This is a genomic window from Halorussus marinus, assembly GCF_004765795.1.
In the GTDB taxonomy this organism is placed as follows: domain Archaea; phylum Halobacteriota; class Halobacteria; order Halobacteriales; family Haladaptataceae; genus Halorussus; species Halorussus marinus.
This window is the reverse complement of sequence record NZ_SBIV01000001.1, coordinates 124,508-143,035: the sequence shown is the minus strand read 5'-3', so window position 1 is coordinate 143,035 and position 18,528 is coordinate 124,508. Positions and strand designations below refer to the sequence as shown.

Annotated in this window: 18 protein-coding genes; 9 read left to right on the top strand and 9 right to left on the bottom strand. The window is 69.2% G+C overall.

The window, feature by feature from the left end; genetic code table 11:
* Positions 1–17: 17 nt before the first annotated feature.
* Complete coding sequence (locus EPY72_RS00785; RefSeq protein WP_134672525.1) at positions 18–1,097, bottom strand: tubulin/FtsZ family protein; 1,080 nt, start codon at positions 1,095–1,097, stop codon at positions 18–20.
* Between the two features lie 116 nt (positions 1,098–1,213).
* Between EPY72_RS00785 and EPY72_RS00780 the strand changes: the two genes are divergently transcribed.
* The 3 genes from EPY72_RS00780 (at position 1,214) to EPY72_RS00770 (ending at position 3,283) form a co-directional block, all read left to right on the top strand.
* Positions 1,214–1,630 (top strand): DUF7310 family coiled-coil domain-containing protein, encoded by a 417-nt coding sequence (locus EPY72_RS00780; protein ID WP_134672524.1) that lies wholly within the window; start codon positions 1,214–1,216, stop codon positions 1,628–1,630.
* Positions 1,627–2,205 carry a DUF7311 family protein gene (locus tag EPY72_RS00775; protein WP_135805279.1) on the top strand — a complete coding sequence of 193 codons (579 nt, stop codon included), beginning with the start codon at positions 1,627–1,629 and terminating at the stop codon, positions 2,203–2,205. Before EPY72_RS00780 ends, EPY72_RS00775 begins: the two co-directional genes overlap by 4 nt.
* 121 nt (positions 2,206–2,326) lie before the next feature.
* Positions 2,327–3,283, top strand: a complete 957-nt coding sequence (locus tag EPY72_RS00770) for a phytoene/squalene synthase family protein (protein ID WP_135805278.1) — start codon at positions 2,327–2,329, stop codon at positions 3,281–3,283.
* A gap of 83 nt (positions 3,284–3,366) precedes the next feature.
* Here the strand turns inward: EPY72_RS00770 and cruF are convergent, their stop codons facing one another.
* From cruF to EPY72_RS00755, 3 genes are read right to left on the bottom strand one after another with little or no spacing between them, the layout of a single operon-like run.
* The gene (cruF, locus tag EPY72_RS00765) at positions 3,367–4,182 is read right to left on the bottom strand and encodes a bisanhydrobacterioruberin hydratase (protein ID WP_135805277.1); all 816 of its coding nucleotides are present in this window, start codon (positions 4,180–4,182) and stop codon (positions 3,367–3,369) included.
* Positions 4,175–5,002 carry a prenyltransferase gene (locus EPY72_RS00760; protein WP_135805276.1) on the bottom strand — a complete coding sequence of 276 codons (828 nt, stop codon included), beginning with the start codon at positions 5,000–5,002 and terminating at the stop codon, positions 4,175–4,177. The genes cruF and EPY72_RS00760 overlap by 8 nt, the downstream gene beginning before the upstream one ends.
* 1 nt (position 5,003) lies before the next feature.
* A complete protein-coding gene (locus EPY72_RS00755; protein ID WP_135805275.1) occupies positions 5,004–6,485 on the bottom strand; it encodes a phytoene desaturase family protein in 1,482 nt (493 codons plus the stop codon).
* 129 nt (positions 6,486–6,614) lie between these two features.
* On the opposite strand from EPY72_RS00755, the gene EPY72_RS00750 reads away from it, so the two are divergent.
* On the top strand, positions 6,615–6,923 hold the full coding sequence (locus tag EPY72_RS00750) for a hypothetical protein (protein ID WP_134672518.1): 309 nt from the start codon (positions 6,615–6,617) through the stop codon (positions 6,921–6,923).
* Positions 6,924–7,000: 77 nt separating this feature from the next.
* Here EPY72_RS00750 and gatE read toward each other — a convergent pair whose 3' ends face one another.
* The gene (gene gatE, locus EPY72_RS00745; protein WP_135805274.1) at positions 7,001–8,869 is read right to left on the bottom strand and encodes a Glu-tRNA(Gln) amidotransferase subunit GatE; all 1,869 of its coding nucleotides are present in this window, start codon (positions 8,867–8,869) and stop codon (positions 7,001–7,003) included.
* Between the two features lie 114 nt (positions 8,870–8,983).
* On the opposite strand from gatE, the gene EPY72_RS00740 reads away from it, so the two are divergent.
* Positions 8,984–9,700: a hypothetical protein gene (locus EPY72_RS00740; protein WP_135805273.1), complete on the top strand. Its 717-nt coding sequence runs from the start codon at positions 8,984–8,986 to the stop codon at positions 9,698–9,700.
* Here the strand turns inward: EPY72_RS00740 and EPY72_RS00735 are convergent, their stop codons facing one another.
* The 4 genes from EPY72_RS00735 to EPY72_RS00720 all read right to left on the bottom strand — a co-directional run bounded on the left by EPY72_RS00735 (position 9,701) and on the right by EPY72_RS00720 (position 13,563).
* Positions 9,701–11,167 carry a PH domain-containing protein gene (locus EPY72_RS00735; protein WP_135805272.1) on the bottom strand — a complete coding sequence of 489 codons (1,467 nt, stop codon included), beginning with the start codon at positions 11,165–11,167 and terminating at the stop codon, positions 9,701–9,703. It abuts the gene before it with no gap.
* Complete coding sequence (locus EPY72_RS00730) at positions 11,164–11,628, bottom strand: PH domain-containing protein (RefSeq protein ID WP_135805271.1); 465 nt, start codon at positions 11,626–11,628, stop codon at positions 11,164–11,166. The genes EPY72_RS00735 and EPY72_RS00730 overlap by 4 nt, the downstream gene beginning before the upstream one ends.
* 58 nt (positions 11,629–11,686) lie before the next feature.
* Complete coding sequence (locus EPY72_RS00725; RefSeq protein WP_135805270.1) at positions 11,687–12,079, bottom strand: hypothetical protein; 393 nt, start codon at positions 12,077–12,079, stop codon at positions 11,687–11,689.
* A 71-nt stretch (positions 12,080–12,150) separates the two neighbouring features.
* On the bottom strand, positions 12,151–13,563 hold the full coding sequence (locus tag EPY72_RS00720; protein ID WP_134672513.1) for a class II fumarate hydratase: 1,413 nt from the start codon (positions 13,561–13,563) through the stop codon (positions 12,151–12,153).
* A gap of 170 nt (positions 13,564–13,733) precedes the next feature.
* Between EPY72_RS00720 and EPY72_RS00715 the strand changes: the two genes are divergently transcribed.
* The 4 genes from EPY72_RS00715 to EPY72_RS00700 are packed head-to-tail and all read left to right on the top strand — an operon-like array spanning position 13,734 to position 18,329.
* Positions 13,734–15,113, top strand: a complete 1,380-nt coding sequence (locus tag EPY72_RS00715) for an extracellular solute-binding protein (protein WP_134672512.1) — start codon at positions 13,734–13,736, stop codon at positions 15,111–15,113.
* A gap of 24 nt (positions 15,114–15,137) precedes the next feature.
* The gene (locus tag EPY72_RS00710; RefSeq protein WP_209019665.1) at positions 15,138–16,211 is read left to right on the top strand and encodes a carbohydrate ABC transporter permease; all 1,074 of its coding nucleotides are present in this window, start codon (positions 15,138–15,140) and stop codon (positions 16,209–16,211) included.
* Complete coding sequence (locus EPY72_RS00705) at positions 16,208–17,143, top strand: carbohydrate ABC transporter permease (protein WP_134672511.1); 936 nt, start codon at positions 16,208–16,210, stop codon at positions 17,141–17,143. The genes EPY72_RS00710 and EPY72_RS00705 overlap by 4 nt, the downstream gene beginning before the upstream one ends.
* A 43-nt stretch (positions 17,144–17,186) precedes the next feature.
* On the top strand, positions 17,187–18,329 hold the full coding sequence (locus EPY72_RS00700; protein ID WP_134672510.1) for an ABC transporter ATP-binding protein: 1,143 nt from the start codon (positions 17,187–17,189) through the stop codon (positions 18,327–18,329).
* The last annotated feature ends 199 nt before the right edge of the window (positions 18,330–18,528 follow it).

The following is an 18,528-nucleotide window of genomic DNA, read 5'->3' as shown; positions in this document are numbered from 1 at the left end:
ACCGAAGACGCCGGCCGCTAGATCAAATCGTCCAGCTCGTCGGTGCGGAACTGCTCGGCCGGGTCCTGTTTCGGTTCCTCGGCCCGCTTGCTCGCCTCTTTCGCGCGGTCGAGGAACGCCTCGATCCGATCCGAGCGCTCGACCCCGCCCAGCAGGATGAGCGACGCCAGTCGGCCGCTGTCGAGCGGGAAGTCCCCGCCCCGGACCTGCAGGCTCCCGGTCTCGTCTTCCATCCACTTGCGGGCGCGCTCGACGCCCTTCCGCGGGATCGCGTCCGGCTGGCCGGCGACCACCAGCAGTCCCGAGTCGGCCTCGACGGCGTTGGGCAGGCTGAGGTTGCTGAGGAGCGCCCGCCGGGTCGTGGAGGTGACGGTGTTGATGTTGGCCTCGGCGTCCTCGCCCGCCTCGGCGCTGGCGAACCCGAGCGTGGCGATGCCGCCCGACCGGAGAGTGTTGATGACCTCGCTGGAGTCGACGACGCTCTCGCCGACGCCCTCGACCGCCTCGCCCGAGGCGAACAGCAGGCCGACCCGCTGGGCGATGTTCTCGTTGATCTTGTCGAACGCCTCGCCGACGCTCTCGCCCGAGGTGTGCCACGCGTCGTTGTCGATGAGGAGGGTCGCATCGGCCTCCCGGACCAGCGTCATCAGCGACCGGCCGGCGTTGGCCTGATACATCGCGCCCTCGTCGCGGCCCGGCAACACGCCGAGGCCGTAGACCGGGATCTGGTAGACGCGGTTGAGTTCGCGGGCGAGCACCGGCGCGCCGCCCGATCCGGTGCCGCCGCCGAGGCCCGCGACGACGAATATCGCCTCGGCCTCGGCGGTGATGCGTCCGTCGAGCGCATCCATCACTTCGGTCGCGTCGCTCTGCATCACCTCCGCGCCGAGTTCGTTGTCGCCGCCGACCCCGTGGCCTTTCACCCGATCCTGTCCGATGAGCACCGTATCCAGATCGAGTTCGCGGAGGTCCGCCTTCGCGGAGTTGACCGCGAGGGCGCCCTTGACCGCGCCGAACCCCATCTTCCGGTCGTACTCGGCGAGCCGCTGGGTGAGTTTGCCCCCGGCCTGCCCGACACCAATCAGGACGACTTTCATGCACGGGGACTCGAATTGGAGGACAATCAACTTTCCGGCGCGCGGCGGCGTCCGCGCCGGGATCGAGGCGGTCGTCGGACGAACATTTAAGTATCGGAGCGGGACCACCCCGAGCCATGTCCGACCTCGAAACGCTCGACGAGCGACTCCGCGCGGTCGAGCGAGCGCTCACCGGCGAGGACCGCGACCTGACCGACCTCCGGACCGGCGCCGAACTCGCCGCCGAGACCGACGCGCTCGCCGATCGCCTCGACGAGGCCGAGAACCGACTCGACGAGCTCGACGCCGCCACGCAGGCGCTCAGAGGCTACGTCGGCAACGCACGGACCGTCAACGAGACGGTCGAGCGCCGGGCCGACGCGGCGCTGGCGAAGGCCGAGGCGCTCGAACGCGAACCGCCGACGGTCGAGCGCCCCGTCTGTGACTGCGAGCCCCGACGCGCCGGCGAGTGCGCCGACAGCGAGCGACCCGACCCCGATCGCAGTGGCGACGACGCGGGACTTCTCGCCCGGCTCGCGGAGGCGCTCGGGTGATACGGACGATGCTCTCGGTGACGCTGGCGGCGACGCTGGCGGCCGCGGCCGCCCCCGCGGTCGACGACGCTCGCACCGCCAGAACCGAGCGGCTCGTCGACGGCGAACTCGACCGCATCGAGGCGGCCGCCGAACGCCTCGTTCGCGAGGAGAGTCCCGCACCACCCGGCGCGCAAGGGCCGCGGCGCGCGCTGACCGTCTCGTTCCCGTCTGGGTCGGCGACCGCCGTCCCCGTCGCGTCGGTCGCGCTCGGGAGTCGGCTCGACGGCGCCGCGGCCGAACCGCCTTCGAACGCCGAGACCGACGCCAACGGTGTGGTGGCCGCCACGGTCGCGGGCGGCCGGCGGCGGGTCCGTCGGATCGGGGTCGAACTCCGGCCGGCCGAGTCGGTCGCCGACGGGGACGCGACCGCCGACCCACTGCTCCTCCGAGCGGGCACCCACCGGCTGGTGCTCCGGCTCGTCAACCTCGATGACCGCCCGGTCGTGCTCGTGACGCTGGCGTCCCGAGACGGCTCGTCGCTCCCCGACGGCAGACCTCCACGGAGCCGTGACGGCGGTTCGGCGCCGAAATGACACGAGGGCGCTATGTCCGCTGGAGACGATTTCACCGAAGCCAACAATTAACTCGGACGCGCCCTAAGTGCGGGTACCGCGGCGCCGTTGCACGGCCGGACTCTCACACAGGAGACACTGAATGGTCACAGACCGACAACTCCGACGCAGCAAGACGATACAGCAGCGAACTGGCAGAACCTTCCACTTCGCCACGCGACTCCTCCCCGAACGGGTGCGCAACCCGACCTACGTCCTCTACGCGTTCTTCCGCGTGGCCGACGAGGTCGTGGACGGCGCGACCGACCTGTCACCGGAGGAGGAACGCGAGCGACTGGAGCAACTGCGCGCCGAGGCGCAGGGCCGTCGTGAGACCGACGACCCCGTGCTCGCCGCGTTTCAGGAGATGCGCGAAGAGTACGACATCCCCGGCGACGAGATCGAGGAGTTCATCGACGCGATGGCGACCGACATCGACAAGAGTCGGTACGCGAACTACGAGGAACTGGAGTCGTACGTTCGCGGCTCGGCGGCCGCCGTCGGGGTGATGATGCAGGCGGTCATGGGCGTCGAGGAGCCCGACCGGGCGCGGCCCCACGCGGTCGCGCTGGGCGAGGCGTTCCAGCTGACGAACTTCCTGCGCGACGTGCGCGAGGACATCCGCGACCACGACCGCGTCTATCTCCCCGGGACGACCCGCGAGCGCCACGGCGTCACGGAGGCCCAGCTCCGGCGTTGCGACCCGGACGACGGCTTCCGAGCCACCATGGCCGAGGAGCTCCGACGCGCCGAGCGCAAGTACCGGGAGGGCGTGGCGGGCATCGAGTACCTTCCCGAAGACTGTCAGTTCGCGGTGCTTTTCGCCGCGGTACTGTACGCCGAGTACCACCGGCTCATCCGGGCGCGGGAGTTCGACGTGCTGACCTCGCCCCCGGAGCTGAGCGCGCCGCGCGCGGCGTGGCTCTGGGCGAAGACCCGGTGGCACTGGCAGTGGTCCGACGACCCCGAGACGGTGTTCCGCCGAGTCAGCGCCGTCCCCGACGGCGACGGCTCGCCCGGCGGCGCCGACGTTCCCGGCGGAACGCCCCAGTTCGAGTAGGGAGTCGTCGCACCGCTGTCGATCCGCTCTTCCGGTGTGTCCCCCACTATAGCGATCCGTGGAGCGGCGCCCACACGTTCGAACTACCCGGGACTGCCCCGGCCGAACACCGCGAAGTCGAAGCGGTCGGCCCGAATCAGCCCGGCGGCCAGCGCGGCCGCCAGCCCGACCGCGACCCAGTTGCCGAAGTAGGCGTTGGTCGCGCCCCACAGGACCACGAAGCTCACGAAGTCGTCGAGCGCGAACTCGCAGTCGGCGAGTCGGGCGGCCAGCGCGTCGGCGTCGAAGGCGTACTCGATCGCGGTGACGGCCACGAATCCGCTCAGCACCCACCCGACGTAGTTCGAGACCGGGACCCCGTAGTACGGGCCGCCGCCGTAGGTCCAGAAGCCGATCGCGACCGCCGCGGGGTCGAGCACGAGGTCGACGACCAGCACGACCGCCAGCGACGCGCCGATCCGGCCGACGGTCGACAGCCGCGGGGCCAGCAGTCCCACCAGCAGGTAGCTGTTGAGCACCAGCGGGAGGAAAAAGACCGGCAGTCCCACCGGCACGCCCGCGATCATCGGTCCCAGTTCGGTCTGGTAGTGGAACTCGCCGTAGGGCCAGCCGGTCGTCACGCCGACGAACTCGATGAGGTAGCTGTAGGCGGTCACCGCGACCAGGCCGGCGGCCGCCCGCCGGTCGACCAGCGGGGCGAGCGCGGCCGCCAGCGGGAGCCGCATCACGAGCGTCCCGAAAAGCACCGCCAGCGGGTTCATCGCGAGCCAGTCCGGGAGCAGTCCCTCGTGGCTCGTGACGAACAGCGCGGCGCCGACGACCGGGAACACCACCGCGATCGTGAAGCGGTTGTCCAGCACGACCTCGGCGAGCGTCGCCTCGACGGCGTCTCTACGCACGCACGACCCCCCAGAGGCCCCCGAGGGTCAGCACCATCCCGACGAGGCCGTTGATCGCCGGGAACCACCAGTACGCCCGGGCGACGTCGACGTCGGTCTCGGCGACGCCGACCGCGAGCGCGGGATACACCGCGAGCAACGCCCCCGCCCAGAGGTCAATCGCGCCGAAGGCGCCGGCCGCGAGGAGCCAGCACCCCGCACAGTACGCCAGCGTGGCTCGCTCGCCCAGCAGCGTCGCGGTCGTCCGGATACCGGCCCGACGGTCGGGCTCGATGTCGGGCACCGCCGAGAAGGTGTGCATCGCCATCGCCCAGAGCCAGCCGCCGGCCAGCGCGAGCACCGGGGGCTGGCGGCCCGCGACCGCGGCGAACGCCGCCGCGCCCGGCAGGACGTACAGCCCGTTCGAGACCGAGTCCAACAGCGGCGTCGTCTTGAATCGGAGCGGCGGGGCGCTGTACGCGAACCCGAGCGCGAGGAACCCGGCGACCCAGACCGAGGCCCCGAGCGGGAGGACGGCGACCAGCGCCGCGCCCGCGACCCCGCAGACCGCGACGACCGCGCCGACCGCGAGCCCGCCGCGATACCGGGCTTCGCGGTTCTCTTTTTTGGGATTTGTCTCGTCGATCTCGGCGTCGAAGGCGTCGTTGACCCCGTAGAGGTAGACGTTTGCGGGGACGAGGAAGTACGCGAACAGCGCGACCGCCTCCGGCGCGAACAGGTCGGCGGTCGTCGACGCGCCGAACGCGACCCCGACGACCACCGGTCCCGCCAGATAGAACCAAAAGCGGGGCCGCGAGAGCACCAGCAGGTACCGGAGCATGCTACTCGCCGCGGTCCTCCAGCACCGCGTCGGCGGTGTGCTGGCCGCCGATCAGACACATCGGCACCCCGATGCCGGGCGTGGTGTACGACCCGGTGAAGTAGAGCCCGTCGACCTCCGACGAGCGGCGACTCGGCCGGAGCGGGCCGGTCTGGCGGAGGGTGTGAGCGAGCCCGAGCGCGGTGCCCGCCCGGCTGTTGTACCGGTCGGTGAACTCGGAGACGGAGAAGCGCTCTTCGACCACGATGCGATCCCGGAGGTCGACGCCCGTGTTCTCGGCGATGTCCTCGAGCACGAGGTCGCGGTAGCGCTCGCGGGTCTCGGCGTCGTCGTCGAGCCCGGGCGCGATCGGTACCAGCGCGAACAGGTTGCTGTGGCCCTCCGGGGCGACGGTCTCGTCGGTCTCGCTGGGCACGCAGAGGTAGTAGGCCGGGTCGTCGGGCCACGCCGGCTCGTCGAAGATCTGCTCGAAGTGCTCGTGCCAGTCGGTCGGGAGCACGAGGGTGTGGTGTTCGAGGGAGTCGACCGATCCCTCGACGCCGAGATACAGCAGGAACGCGGAGGGCGCGTACGTCCGGGAGTCCCAGTAGTCCTCGTCGTACTGGCGGCGCTCGGGGGCCAGAAGCTCCTGTTCGGTGTGGGCGTAGTCGGCGTCGCTCACCACGAAGTCCGCCCGGAGGAACCCCTCGTCGGTCTCGACTTCGAAGTCGCCCGCCGACCCCTCGATCGCCTCGACCGGACTCCCGGTCCGGTACTCGACGCCAAGCTCCGAGCCGAGGTCGACGATGCCGTCGACCACGCCGCCCAGTCCGTCCTCGGGGTAGTGGACGCCGAGGTTGAAGTCGACGTGGCTCATCAGGTTGTAGAGCGCGGGCGTGTTGCTCGGCGACCCGCCGAGGAACACGAGCGTGTACTGCATGATCTGGCGGAGCTTCGGGTGGTCGAAGTAGTCGGCGACGTGGTCCTGCATCGACCCGAGGAACGTCAGACCGCGGGCGTGGCGGACCACGTCCCAGTCGACGTAGTCCCGGAACCGGGGCCGGTCGGTGTAGACGAAGTGCTCCATCCCGATCTCGTAGGTCTCCTCGGCCTCCGCGAGGTAGGCGTCGAGGGCCGCCCCGGCGCCGTCCTCGTACTCCTCGAAGATCGCTTTGGTCTCCTCCCGGTCGGCCGAGACCGTCACCTCGTCGCCGTCCTTGAAGAAGATCTTGTAGTGGGGGTCGAGATGCTCCAGCCCGTAGTAGTCCTCGGGCTCGCGGCCGAAGTGGCCGAAGAACCGCTCGAACACGTCGGGCATCAGGTACCACGACGGCCCCATGTCGAACCGGAAGCCGTCGCGCTCCAGAACGCTCGCGCGGCCGCCCAACTGGTCGTTTCGCTCCACGACTGTCACGTCGGCGCCGGCGTCGGCGAGATAACACGCCGTCGAGAGGCCGCCGAAGCCGCCACCGACGATCGCGACCGACCTGTCCGCGAGTTGCATACTCGGATCTGGGGACGCGACCGACATAAAACGATGCGGAGACGCGCTCGGCCGACGGCCGGCGCGGTCGTTCCGACCGTCCACCGATACACTTATTATCGGCTCGGCGACCGTTCGAAACAGAGAGCCATGAACGCCCCGAAGTTCGCCCTCCTGCTCGGCGTGGGTCTGCTGTCTTTTCTGTTCGTGACGGCGCTCTACGTCGTCTGGACCCGGATCGTCGGGCTCGATCCCACCCTCGCCAAGCGCTGTGTGGCGCTGTCTGACGTCTGGCGGTCGGCGCTCGCGGCGGTCTCGGGCGTGGCGCTCGGGACGTTGAGCCTCGCGGCGCCCTCCGTCCGGACGGGCGTCGCGGTCATGGTGTTGCTGGCCGCGAGCACGTTCGCCGCGCTGTTGGTGTTCGAGTTGGTCCAGCAACGACGCGCGGTCGCGGGGTGACGCCGAACATCGCGTCCGGCGTCGCGTCGAACCCCTGATCGCGGGCGCCCGGCACCGACTCCCACCGGGGTGGGCGCTCAGGCTCGCTTCTGGATCTCCTCGCGGAGCACCTCGCTCACGAGGTCGCCGTCGGCCTTCCCGCCGAGCGCGCCCATCGCTTCGCCCATCAGCCCGGAGAACGCCTGCATCCCCTCTTGTTCGACCTGCCCCTCGTTTCGCTCGACGACCTCGACGACGGCGCCCCGGACCTCATCTTCGCCCGCGCTCCCGAGTCCCTCCGCCTCGACGGCCTCGGCGGCACTGCGCTCGGGACGCTCGGCGAGCGCGGTCAGCACCGCGCCGACGTTGCCCTTCGCGGTCTCGCCGTCGGCGACCAGTTCGAGCGTCTCCAGCAGGTGGTCGTCGGTGAGGTTCTCGACCGCAACGCCGTCCCGGCGGAGTTCGGTGACCGTGCTCTCGAGGGTGCCGGCCGCGAGCGTGGGGTCGACCCCCGCCTCGACCGCGGTCTCGAACAGCGCCATTCGCTCGCCGTACGCCACCTGCTCGGCGAGTCCGGCGTCGAGACCGTACTCGTCCCGATAGCGCTCGACCTTCTCGGTCAGAAGCTCCGGGGGTTCGACCTCACTGGGGTCGGGGTCGACCGGCGGCACGTCGGTCTCGGGGTACATCCGGGCCGCACCCGGCAGGGGCCGGAGGTAGCGAGTGGTGCCGTCCTCGTTGGCGCCCCGGGTCTCCTCGGGGACGCCCTCCAGCGCGGTCTCGGCCCGGTCGGCCGCCGCCTCGATCGCGGCCTCGGCGGTCTCGGGGTCGGCCGCGACGATGGCGACCGCGTCCGTCTCGCCGGCGCCGACCGCCTCGCGGAGCGACTCGACCTCCGCCTCGGTGACGCCGTAGGCGGGCAGTTCGTCGGTGTGGAAGATGCCGCCGGCGCCGTGGCGCTTGGCGTGGTCCGACAGTTCGGTGCCGAGCCGGCGGTCGGGCTGGAGTTCCGCCCCGACGAGGCCGTCGAAGCCGTACAGCGCTACCGCGGTAACCGTGCCGCCCGAACTGAGCGCGCCGTCGATGACTCCCGAGTCCGTGTCCTCGAACACGTCGGTCACGTCGGCGACGTCGCCCACTTCGGCGTCGCGCTCGCGGAGTTCGTCGCGGACTTCGAGCAGTCGGACCTGCCGGTGGACCTCGTTTTCGACGAGGTCGTCGATGTCGTCGAGGCTCTGGACGCCCTTGACCTCGACCCGTGCGCCCTCCGCGATGGAGATGTTGACGTCCTGTCGGATGGTGCCGAGCCCGCGCTTTACCTTCCCGGTCGAGCGCAGGAGCATGCCGATGGTCTCGGCGGCCTCGCGGGCCTGCTCGGGCGAACGGATGTCGGGCTTGGTGCCGATCTCGACCAGCGGGATGCCGAGCCGGTCGAGCGAGTACCGCACCCCGTCGTCGGTCTCCTCGACGCGCTGGGCGCTCTCCTCTTCGAGCATCAGGTCCTCGATCCCCACCGGGCCGTCGTCGGTCTCGATCTCGCCGTCGGTCGCCATCAGGGTCGAGCGCTGGAACCCCGAGGTGTTCGAGCCGTCGACCACGATCTTGCGCATGACGTGGGCCTGATCGACCGGGTCCATGTCGAGCAGTTGGGCGATTTCGAGGACGACCTCCTGGGCCTCCCCGTCGAGCCGGTGGGGCGGCTCGTCGTCCTCCTCGACGAGGCAAGTGGTGTCGTACGCGAGGTACTCGAACTCGCGGTCGACCTGGCTCTCCTCTAGGGCGGCCTCGTCGAGTTCGCCCAGTTCGCTCTTGGTCGGGTGGAGGTACCGGCTGAACTGACGCTCGGACTCCTCGGGCTCGCGGAGCGCGGTCGGACAGTTACAGAACAGCTTCGTCTCGGTGTCGAGTTGCTGGTGTATCTCCAGCCCCGCGACGAGGCCGAGATCCTCGTAGTCGTACTCGGTCATTACACGCCACTCCGAGCGCGAGGAGTAAAAAACCGTTCAGTCTCGGCCGGCGGGGTCGCGTCGGCGACTCGGGCGTCCGCGAGGTTTATATCAGCCGTGCGTTAACTTCCGGGCATGGCATCCGAGCGCGACGGACCCGACCCGAACGAGGGGGTCCACGTCCGTCGGCTCGACGTGGTCGACACGCTCCGGTGGTCGTGGTACGCGCTCGGCGACCACCTCGAACTCGCGGCGGTCGCGTTCGCCGTCCAGCTCGTTGGGCTCGGCGCGTCGCTCGGGGTGACCTACGAGTCGCCGACCGACCCGCCGACGGTCGCCGACTGGGCGTGGCCGGCGTCCCTCGCCTTCGCGGTCGGGCTGGTCGTCGTCTGGGGCGTCTGCTATCTGACCGCGGCGGACGCGGTCGCCGAGCGAACGAGCCCGCTCGCCGAGCGACTCGTCGGGGCCACGAAGCGAGTGCCCGCGGTAATCGGGGCCTCCCTGCTGTTGTGGCCGCTGGTCTCGATCGGCTTCGCGCTGTTCGTGCTCCCGGGGCTGTATCTCGTCCACCGGCTCGTGCTGGCGTATCCGGCCTGCGTGATCGACGGGCGGGGGCCGCTCGCGAGCCTCAGATCGAGCTGGGCGGTCGCCGGCGGGGGCGTCTGGAAGATCGTCGGCGTCTCGCTGGTCTCCGTCGCGCTCACCTCGGTGTCCGTGGTCGTCTCGAGGACGATCGGGGCGGTGTCGGGACCGGCCGCCCTCGCGCTCAGTACGGGCGTCTCGTCGGCACTGCTCGCGCTGTTCGGACTCGCGGTCGGCCACCTCTACCTCGAAGCCAGCCGGAACGCCTGATCAGCGCCGTCCGGTCCGCTCGGTCCAGCGCTCGCCGAGCCGCTCGTGGAGTCGCCGCCCGACCAGCTCTCGGAGCCGCCGGGCGTCGGTCCGGTCGAGGTCGACCGCGCTGGCCTCCCGGCCGCCGAACCCGGCCGAACTCGCGGTGTCGATCACGACCGTCGCGAGCCGGCGGCGGCGCTGGAAGATGGTCCGGGTCTCGATCACGGTCTGGACCCGATCGTAGGCCACGATCTTCGTGGTGCGCTGCCAGAAGCCGTTGCGGGTCACGACGTGGCGGTCGGCCCGGGCGTACCCGCGATTCGCCCACTTCAGCTGGGCCGCGACGGGGGTGAGAACGACGAGCGCGAGCGGCGCGTACCAGAGGTCGGGGCGGCCGGCCAGCGCCCGGGCGCCCAAGAGGAGTCCCGCGACGCCCGCCAGCGCGAGCGTGTACCGGGCGACGTAGCGCGTCCGGGCGCGCTTGGGCGGGCGCTCGAATTCGGGCGGATCGAACGGCTCGACCTCCCGCGCCAGATCGAGGACGCGCTCGCGGGTCGCGAGCGGCACCGCGGCCTCCGACCCGCCAGACGGCGTCTGGCCCGGCGCGTACCCCGCGGTCTCGACCGCGAGCGCGGCGTACCCGAACCGCCGCATCAGGACGTTCTCGCGCACGGTCACCGTCTGGACCTTCTCCAGCGGGATCGAGCCGTCGTAGCGCTGGACCAGCCCCCGCTCGTACCGGAGCTCCTCGCCCACCTGCGAGAGCCGGAAGCCGTAGTAGCGCGCGAAGGTGAACACCGCACTGATCGCCCAGAGCCCGACCGCGAGCAGGCCGACGATCACGATGCCCCCGAGAAAAGCGAGGTCGGCGATGCCGGGGACGAACGGGAACGCGACCGGCCCGAACGCCAGCACCGAGACGTACCGCAGGTCGAACGAAAGGAGACTCAGCGCGACGAGTTCGGGCATCGAGAGCTCGAACAGCGTCTCCTCGGGGTCGTCGGGGCGGCCGACCGACTCACCGGCGTCGGTCGCGGCCCCGCCGCGTTTCAGCCGCTGGATCTCGCGCTGGAGGCGCTTTGCCTCGTCGTAGCCGACGTACCGCAGGCTCGCCTCGGTCTCGCCGCCGCCGGCGGTTTCGAGATCGAGCGCCGCGAGCCCGAGCGCGCGCTGGATCACGTTTCGCGAGATGTCGACGTTCTGGACCCGACGGAGCGGAATCTCGCGGTGGCGTCGCGAGACGACCCCGGAGGCGAGGTCGAGCCCGTCGTCGGTGAGTTCGTAGTCGAACCGCCGGTAGTAGGCGACCTCCCAGCCCGCGGTGACGAGCACGCCCAAGATTGCGAGCCCGACCAGCGCGGGGCCGATCAGATCGGGGATCGCGCCGGTGCCCGACAGCGTGATCCCGAGGAACACCACCGAGGTGCCGACGCTGATCCCCCGCGAGATCGCACGGTACGGGACCGAGAGCGGGTGGAGTTTCATACCGCGTCGAAGTCGCCTTCGCTCTCGATGGCGAGGCGGCGGAGTCGCTCCTGGAGGGCGTCGGCCCGGTCGGGGGTCAGCCCCGGAATCGTCACGTCCGCGCCCCGCGAGCCCGCGGTGTAGACGACCACGCTCGACAGCCCGGCCGCCCGTTCGATGGGGCCCCGCTGGGTGTCGACGTGCTGGACCCGAACGAACGGGACCACCGTGTGGACGCGGGTGAGAACGCCCCGTTCGAGGTAGAGGTCGTCGTCGCGCACCTCGAAGGCCCAGACCCGGTACTTGACCAGGACGTAGCCGACGCCGACGCCGAGGACGGCGACCGCGGCGACGACCGCGATCCACGCGCCGACGCCGAGCGCGAACCGGTCGGCGACGCCGACGCCGACCCCGAGGACCGCGGCGGTCACGAGCACGCCGACGCCCCAGACCAGTCGGATGCGCGGGTTCAGCGTTTCCATGTCGCGTGGAACTACCTCCTGCCCGATAAGTTCACTCATCCGGCGGGCGAGCAGGCCATCATCCGCCGACGGCGTCGGCGATTCGCCGGCGGACGGCCTCGGCGGTCCCGGCGTCCTCGTCGCGCTCGTCCAGTTCGAAGGCGGCGAGGGCGTCTCTCGCGGCGTCGGCGCCCGCCCGCGAGAGGGTGACCTCGGCCGTGTCGTCGGGGTCGAGTGGCCCATCCTCGTCGAGCCACTCGCCGGGGGACCACTCGTCGTCGGCCGTCTCGCCCCCATCGCCGGTGCGGTACTGATCGAACTCGAACGCGGCCGCGAGCCGGTCTTGAACCTCCTGAAGCCGGCGGCCCCGGTCGTCGGAGGCGGTCATCTCCTCGTCGGCCAGCGCGGCGACGACCACCCGGGCCTCGCCCCGCGTCAGATCGACCGTAACCGTGTCGGTGTTCTCGGCCATGCCAACGACAGACGGGCCCGGCAGTGAAACGGTTGACGGGCGGACCGATCGGCCGGTGGGCCGAGCGCCGATCAGTCGTCGCCGAGGATCCCGCGGTGGGTCATCGCTTCGGGGTCGATGACCTCGGCGGCCTCGTCCTCGCTGAGATACCCCTTCTCGACGACGACCTCTCGGACCGTCTTGCCCTCCTTGAGCGCGGCCTTGGCGGCCTCGCTGGCCTTGTCGTAGCCGATGTGGGGGTTGAGCGCGGTCGCGAGCGCCATGCTCTGTTCGACCTGGTCCTCGCAGTGGGCCTCGTTTGCCTCCAGCTTGCGGACGAACTTCTCGCCGAACACCTCCGCGGAGTTGGCGAGGAGTTCGGCCGACTGGAGGAAGTTGTGCGCGAGCACCGGCTTGTAGAGGTTGAGGTCGATCTGGCCCTCGGCGGCGCCCGCGCTCACCGCGGCGTCGTTGCCCACGACCTGCTTGTGGACCTGATTGACCGCCTCGGCGACCACGGGGTTGATCTTGCCGGGCATGATCGAGCTCCCGGGCTGGTTCTCGGGCTGTTCGAGTTCGCCGAGCCCGTTGCGCGGGCCGGAGGCGAGCAGCCGGAGGTCGTTGGCGATCTTGTTGAGCGAGCCCGCGACCGTCCGGAGCGCGCCGTGGGCCTCGCTCATCGCGTCGTGGGCGGCCTGGGCCTCGAAGTGGTTGTCGGCCTCGCGGAACTCGACGCCGGTCTCCTCGGAGATGTACTCGGCGGCCGTCTCGGGGAACTCCGGATGGGTGTTCAGCCCAGTGCCGACCGCGGTCCCGCCCAGCGCGAGCTCCGAGAGGTGCTCGCGGATGCGGTCGAGTCGGCCGAGTCCCTTCTCGACCTGCGTGCGGTAGCCCGAGAACTCCTGGCCGAGCCGGATCGGCGTCGCGTCCTGGAGGTGGGTCCGGCCGGTCTTGACGACGCCGTCGAACTCGGCCTCTTTGGCTTCGAGGGCCTCGCGCAGCGAGTCGAGCGCGGGCAGGAGATCTTTCTCGACGGCCTCCAGCGACGCGACGTGCATCGCGGTCGGGATCACGTCGTTGCTCGACTGGCCGTAGTTGACGTGGTCGTTGGGGTGGATCTCTCGGGTGCCCAGGTCGCCGCCGTAGATCTCGGTCGCGCGGTTGGCGATGACCTCGTTGGCGTTCATGTTCGAGGAGGTCCCCGAGCCGGTCTGGAACACGTCGACCGGGAACTGGTCGTCGTGGTCGCCCGCGATGACCTCGTCGGCGGCCTCGACGATGGCGTCGGCCTTGTCGTCGGGGATCTGTTCGAGGTCGCGGTTCGCCTGCGCGGCCGCTTTCTTGACGACGCCGAGCGCGCGGACGAATCGCCGCCCGAACGTGATGCCCGAGACGGGGAAGTTCTCCAGCGCGCGCTGTGTCTGGGCGCCCCAGTAGGCGTCCGCGGGCACCTGCATCTCTCCGAGGCTGTCCGATTCGGTCCGGTAGCTCTCCTCGTCGGTCATACGTTCGGCTCAAGGAGGGGCCGGGCGTAAAAGCCACCGGAACGCCGCCGGAGCGACCGGCGACCCCGGCGGGAGCTGTAGGAGCGAGTGACACTTTACTCGATTCTGCATTAATTTCAACAACGTTTAAGTGGCTGGTAGCCTCTTCTCAGTGTTAGGTCACAGATAGTATGACAGGCACCAACGATGACACCGACGTTTCGCGACGACACTACCTGAAGGCGGCCGGAGCGGGGACCCTCGGAGTCACCGGACTGGCCGGCTGTATGGGCGGCGACAGCGGTCAGGACGAAACGACCACGGCGGGCGAGGAGACGACCGAGAGCGACGCGACCGAGGAGACGACGACCGGGGGCGACTCCTCGACGGACTACAACACGCTCGAAGTCCAGCACTGGTGGACCGGCGGCGACGGCGAACCCGCGATCAAGGCGCTGTTCGAAGGCTTCGCCGAAGCGTATCCCGACATCGAGGTCAAGCAGAACCCGGTCTCTGGGGGCGCGGGCCAGAACCTCGAGACGGTCATCAAAAAGCGCGTGCTCAACGACAACCCGCCGAGCTCGTGGCAGGCGTGGCCCGGCGCGAACCTCCAGCCGTACATCGAGGCCGACAAGCTCGAAGACATCGGCGAGTCGGTGTGGGGCCAGAACGGGATGAAGGAAAACTACCTCGAGGGCCCGAAAGAGGCGGCTCGCCCCGACGGCACCTTCGTGACCGTTCCGCTGAACATCCACCGGATCAACAACCTGTTCTACAACGTCTCGGTCGTCGAGGAGGCTGGCGTCGACCCCGCCTCGATCGAGACGCCGGGCGACCTCGTCGACGCGATGGAGACCGTCGAGTCCGAGACCGACGCGGTCGGGATGGCCCACCAGACGTCGTCTGCGTGGTCGACCACCCAACTGTGGGCGACCGTACTGCTCGGCGAGACCGACGTCGAGACGTACAACGCGTTCGCGGAGGGCGAGGTCGCCGCCAACGAAGAGGCGGTCACCAGCTCGCTTCAGACGGTCGTCGACTACACCGACTACCTCAACGAGGACGCCGGCTCGGTGAGCTGGACCGAGGCCAACCAGAAGATCCTCAACGACGAGGCCGCGTTCTTCCACCAGGGCGACTGGGCGGCCGGGATGTACCGCAACCAGGACGGCTTCGAGTTCGAGGACGACTGGGACCACGTTCCGTTCCCCGGGACCGAGGGCGTCTACGCGCTCAACATGGACTCGTTCCCGTTCCCGACGAACAACCCCTCGCCCGAGGCGACCGCGAAGTTCCTGCAGTACGTCGGCTCGGTCGACGCCCAAGAGCGGTTCAACCCCCTGAAGGGGTCGATCCCGCCCCGGACCGACGTGCCGAGCGACGAGTTCGGGCCGTTCCTCACCCGACAGATGGACGACTTCCAGAACTCCGACTCGCAGGTCCAGTCGATCGAGCACGGGCTCGCGGTCCCGCCGAACCCCAAGAGCAACATCAGCGACGCGATGGCGGGGTTCATCTCGAACTGGAACGTCGACAAGACCTACGGCCAGCTCGAACAGGCGTTCAACTGACGCGGCCCCACCTTTCGTTTTCACATGCAACGACTCACAGACGTACTCCGACGACTCCGCCCCGGCGCGGGCGGGTCCGTACGCGGTTCGGGAGCCGGCGGCGAAGGCGAACCCGGACAGACGGCGTCCGGCGACGGATCGGACGCCGGCGACGAGCGCCTCCGCGCGGACGGCGGGGTCGCCGCGGCCGAGGAGACGGGGGGCCGACGGTCGCTTCTTTCGAGCGACTTCGTCCAGTCGATCCCCTTCTGGCTGCCGCCGTTCTTGCTGATGGGGTTTTTCGTCTACGGCGCCATCGGCTGGAACTTCGTGATCTCGCTGACCGACTTCAGCGGGCTCGTCCTACCGGAGTACGACGTTTCGAACTTCGACCTCGACATGTATCGGCAGGCGTTGAACGACCCCACGTTCTGGACCGCGGCCCAGAACACGCTGGTCCTGCTGGTGGTGTTCACCGCGCTGTGTCTGGTGTTCGGGTTGCTCCTCGCCATCCTCGTCGATCAGGGGATCCGGTTCGAGAACACGTTCCGGACGATCTACCTGCTCCCGATGAGCCTCTCGTTCGTGGTGACCGCGAAGTTCTGGGCGTGGATGTACAACCCGGAGATCGGGATGATCAACGTCACGCTCAGCCAGCTGGGGCTGGACGTTCTGACGCTCCAGTGGATCTCGAACCCCGACACCAAGCTGGCGGCGGTCATCTTCGCGCTCATCTGGCAGTTCTCGGGGTACGCGATGGTCGTGTACCTCGCGGGCCTGCGAGCGATCCCGGACGACCACTACGAGGCCGCGCGGGTCGACGGCGCGAGCACGCTCAAGATGTACTGGCGGGTGATCCTCCCCCAGCTCAGAGCCTCGACCATGAGCGCCGCGGTGGTGCTGATGGTGTTCGCGCTGAAGGCGTTCGACTTCCTCTACGTGATGTTCGGCAACAACCCCGGCCCGGCCGCCGACATCCTCGCGACGATGATGTTCCGGGAGGCGTTCGGGTCGAACCAGTGGGCGTACGGGTCGGCCATCGCCATCGTGCTGTTCGCGATGGCGCTCGCGGTCGTCGCGCCGTACCTCTACGCCGAGTACAGACGAGGTGAACTATGAGCAGTCCACCGGCCGGTCCGACGCCCGAATCGAACACGCGACGCGAGCGACTCGCCCGCGCCGCGCGAAACGCCGACCGAACGCGGATCGCGCTGTACGCGGTGCTAGGGGCGCTCGTCGGCTTCTACCTTGCGCCGCTCGAAGCGGGGCTGATGACCGCGTTCAAGACGACCGACGCGTTCAACCGGAGCGTGCCGTTCCTCCCGCCGATAGCGGAGGGGTTCACCCTCGAACCGTGGCGGGTCGCGTTCCGAGAGCTGTGGAACGGCCTGATAAACAGCCTGCTGTTGGCGGTGCCGGCGACGGTGCTGTCGGCTGGGCTCGGGAGCATCGCGGCCTACGGCCTGACGACGATCGACTGGAAGTACCAGATGCCGATCGTCGCGCTGTTCGTGGCTGGGATCTTCATCCCGTATCAGGCGGTGTTGGTGCCCCTCTCGCGGCTGTTCGCCATCGTGGACACCCAGTCGCTGCTGTCGGTGCTGTGGGGTCTGCCGCTGATGGAGGAACACTACGCGTCGATCCTCAACCTCATCGTGACTCACGTCGCGTACGGCATCCCGATCACGTTCCTGTTGTTCCGGGCGTACTACCAGTCGTTCTCGAACGAGATGATCGAGGCCGCGAAACTCGACGGCGCGAGCGTGTTCAGCATCTACCGCAACATCGTGCTCCCGCTGTCGAAGCCGATGTTTGCGGTCACGCTCATCTATCAGTTCACCCAGATCTGGAACGACCTGCTGTTCGCGCTGGTCATCCTGCCGTCGGGCGGCGGCGCCGCCGCGCCGGTGACCGTCGCGCTCAACGCCCTGTCTGGCGGCATCGTCCAGTCGTTCAACACCCAGATGGCGGGCGCGTTCGTCGCGGCGCTCCCGACGCTCATCGTCTACGTGCTGTTCGGCGAACAGTTCGCGAAAGGAGTCGCTTCCTAACCATGAGGAACCATTACCCACCCCGATCACGGAGGAACAGCCGATGGCCGAACTGACCCTCGACGGAGTCACGAAGTGGTTCGACGACGGCGGCGACCGCATCGTCGCGGTCGACGACGCCGACGTCGAGATCGAAGACGGGGAGTTTCTCGTCCTCGTGGGACCGTCCGGCTGCGGGAAATCGACCACGCTCCGGATGGTCGCCGGGCTCGAAACCGTCTCGCAGGGCGACATCCGGCTCGGCGACCACTCGATCACCGACGAGCCCCCGACGACCCGGGACATCGCGATGGTGTTCCAGAGCTACGCGCTGTACCCCCACATGACCGTCCGGGAGAACATGAGCTTCGGGCTCGAAGAGTCGACCGACATGCCCGACGACGAGATCCGCTCGCGGGTCGCCGAGACCGCCGAGATGATGGGCATCGCCGACCTGCTTGACCGCAAACCTCGCGAGCTGTCGGGCGGCCAGCAACAGCGGGTCGCGCTCGGACGGGCCATCGTCCGGGACCCGGAAGTGTTCCTGATGGACGAGCCCCTCTCGAACCTCGACGCGAAGCTCCGGGCCCAGATGCGCACCGAGCTCCAGCGCATCCAGGAGGACCTCGACGTGACGACGATGTACGTCACCCACGACCAGACCGAGGCGATGACGATGGGCGACCGGATCGCGATTCTCGACGACGGCCGGCTCCAGCAGGTCGGCACCCCGCTGGAGTGTTACCACGAGCCGGCGAACCAGTTCGTCGCCGGGTTCATCGGCGAGCCGTCGATGAACTTCCTCGACGTCGAACTCGCCGGCGGGAGCCTGGTCGGCGACGCCTTCGAGTACCCCCTCTCCGAGGAGACGCTCGCGGATCTGGAGGGCCACGACAGTCTCGTGGTCGGAATCCGACCCGAGGACATCGAACTCGACGGCGCGGCCGACGCGTCCCACAGCTACCCCACGACCGTCGACGTGGTCGAACCGATGGGCAACGAGAACAACGTCTATCTCACCTTCGACGACGACGCGTCGGCCCAGACCGTCGTGGTCACCGTCTCGGGCATGCGGAAGGTCGACGCCGGCCAGCAGGTCGCGGCGCGGATCCCCGAGGAGGCGATCCACGTCTTCGACCGAGAAACCGGACGGGCGCTCCACAACCGCACGCTCGATCGGGCCGAGGTCACCGAGCCGAACGTCTGAGCGCCCGGCGAGCAGTCTTTCTCCGCCGGTCGGCGAAATGAGTCCGGCCGCTCGCGAGGTATGAAGCAACCTTCTACGCCACTAATCTACGCACAGTCAGCATTTAATCAAAGATTTTATACCGGTAAGATAGCAACGTGCGGTCGGATGACAGATTGTAGCAGGCAAACGCTTCTCACGGCGGCGAGCGCTATCACGG

Bases quoted from the DNA above. Each gene is read 5' to 3' on its own strand.
- EPY72_RS00785 (WP_134672525.1), bottom strand. From the start codon at position 1,097: ATGAAAGTCGTCCTGATTGGTGTCGGGCAGGCCGGGGGCAAACTCACC.
- EPY72_RS00780 (WP_134672524.1), top strand. From the start codon at position 1,214: ATGTCCGACCTCGAAACGCTCGACGAGCGACTCCGCGCGGTCGAGCGA.
- EPY72_RS00770 (WP_135805278.1), top strand. From the start codon at position 2,327: ATGGTCACAGACCGACAACTCCGACGCAGCAAGACGATACAGCAGCGA.
- EPY72_RS00760 (WP_135805276.1), bottom strand. From the start codon at position 5,002: ATGCTCCGGTACCTGCTGGTGCTCTCGCGGCCCCGCTTTTGGTTCTAT.
- EPY72_RS00755 (WP_135805275.1), bottom strand. From the start codon at position 6,485: ATGCAACTCGCGGACAGGTCGGTCGCGATCGTCGGTGGCGGCTTCGGC.
- EPY72_RS00750 (WP_134672518.1), top strand. From the start codon at position 6,615: ATGAACGCCCCGAAGTTCGCCCTCCTGCTCGGCGTGGGTCTGCTGTCT.
- gatE (WP_135805274.1), bottom strand. From the start codon at position 8,869: ATGACCGAGTACGACTACGAGGATCTCGGCCTCGTCGCGGGGCTGGAG.
- EPY72_RS00740 (WP_135805273.1), top strand. From the start codon at position 8,984: ATGGCATCCGAGCGCGACGGACCCGACCCGAACGAGGGGGTCCACGTC.
- EPY72_RS00735 (WP_135805272.1), bottom strand. From the start codon at position 11,167: ATGAAACTCCACCCGCTCTCGGTCCCGTACCGTGCGATCTCGCGGGGG.
- EPY72_RS00730 (WP_135805271.1), bottom strand. From the start codon at position 11,628: ATGGAAACGCTGAACCCGCGCATCCGACTGGTCTGGGGCGTCGGCGTG.
- EPY72_RS00725 (WP_135805270.1), bottom strand. From the start codon at position 12,079: ATGGCCGAGAACACCGACACGGTTACGGTCGATCTGACGCGGGGCGAG.
- EPY72_RS00720 (WP_134672513.1), bottom strand. From the start codon at position 13,563: ATGACCGACGAGGAGAGCTACCGGACCGAATCGGACAGCCTCGGAGAG.
- EPY72_RS00715 (WP_134672512.1), top strand. From the start codon at position 13,734: ATGACAGGCACCAACGATGACACCGACGTTTCGCGACGACACTACCTG.
- EPY72_RS00710 (WP_209019665.1), top strand. From the start codon at position 15,138: ATGCAACGACTCACAGACGTACTCCGACGACTCCGCCCCGGCGCGGGC.
- EPY72_RS00705 (WP_134672511.1), top strand. From the start codon at position 16,208: ATGAGCAGTCCACCGGCCGGTCCGACGCCCGAATCGAACACGCGACGC.
- EPY72_RS00700 (WP_134672510.1), top strand. From the start codon at position 17,187: ATGGCCGAACTGACCCTCGACGGAGTCACGAAGTGGTTCGACGACGGC.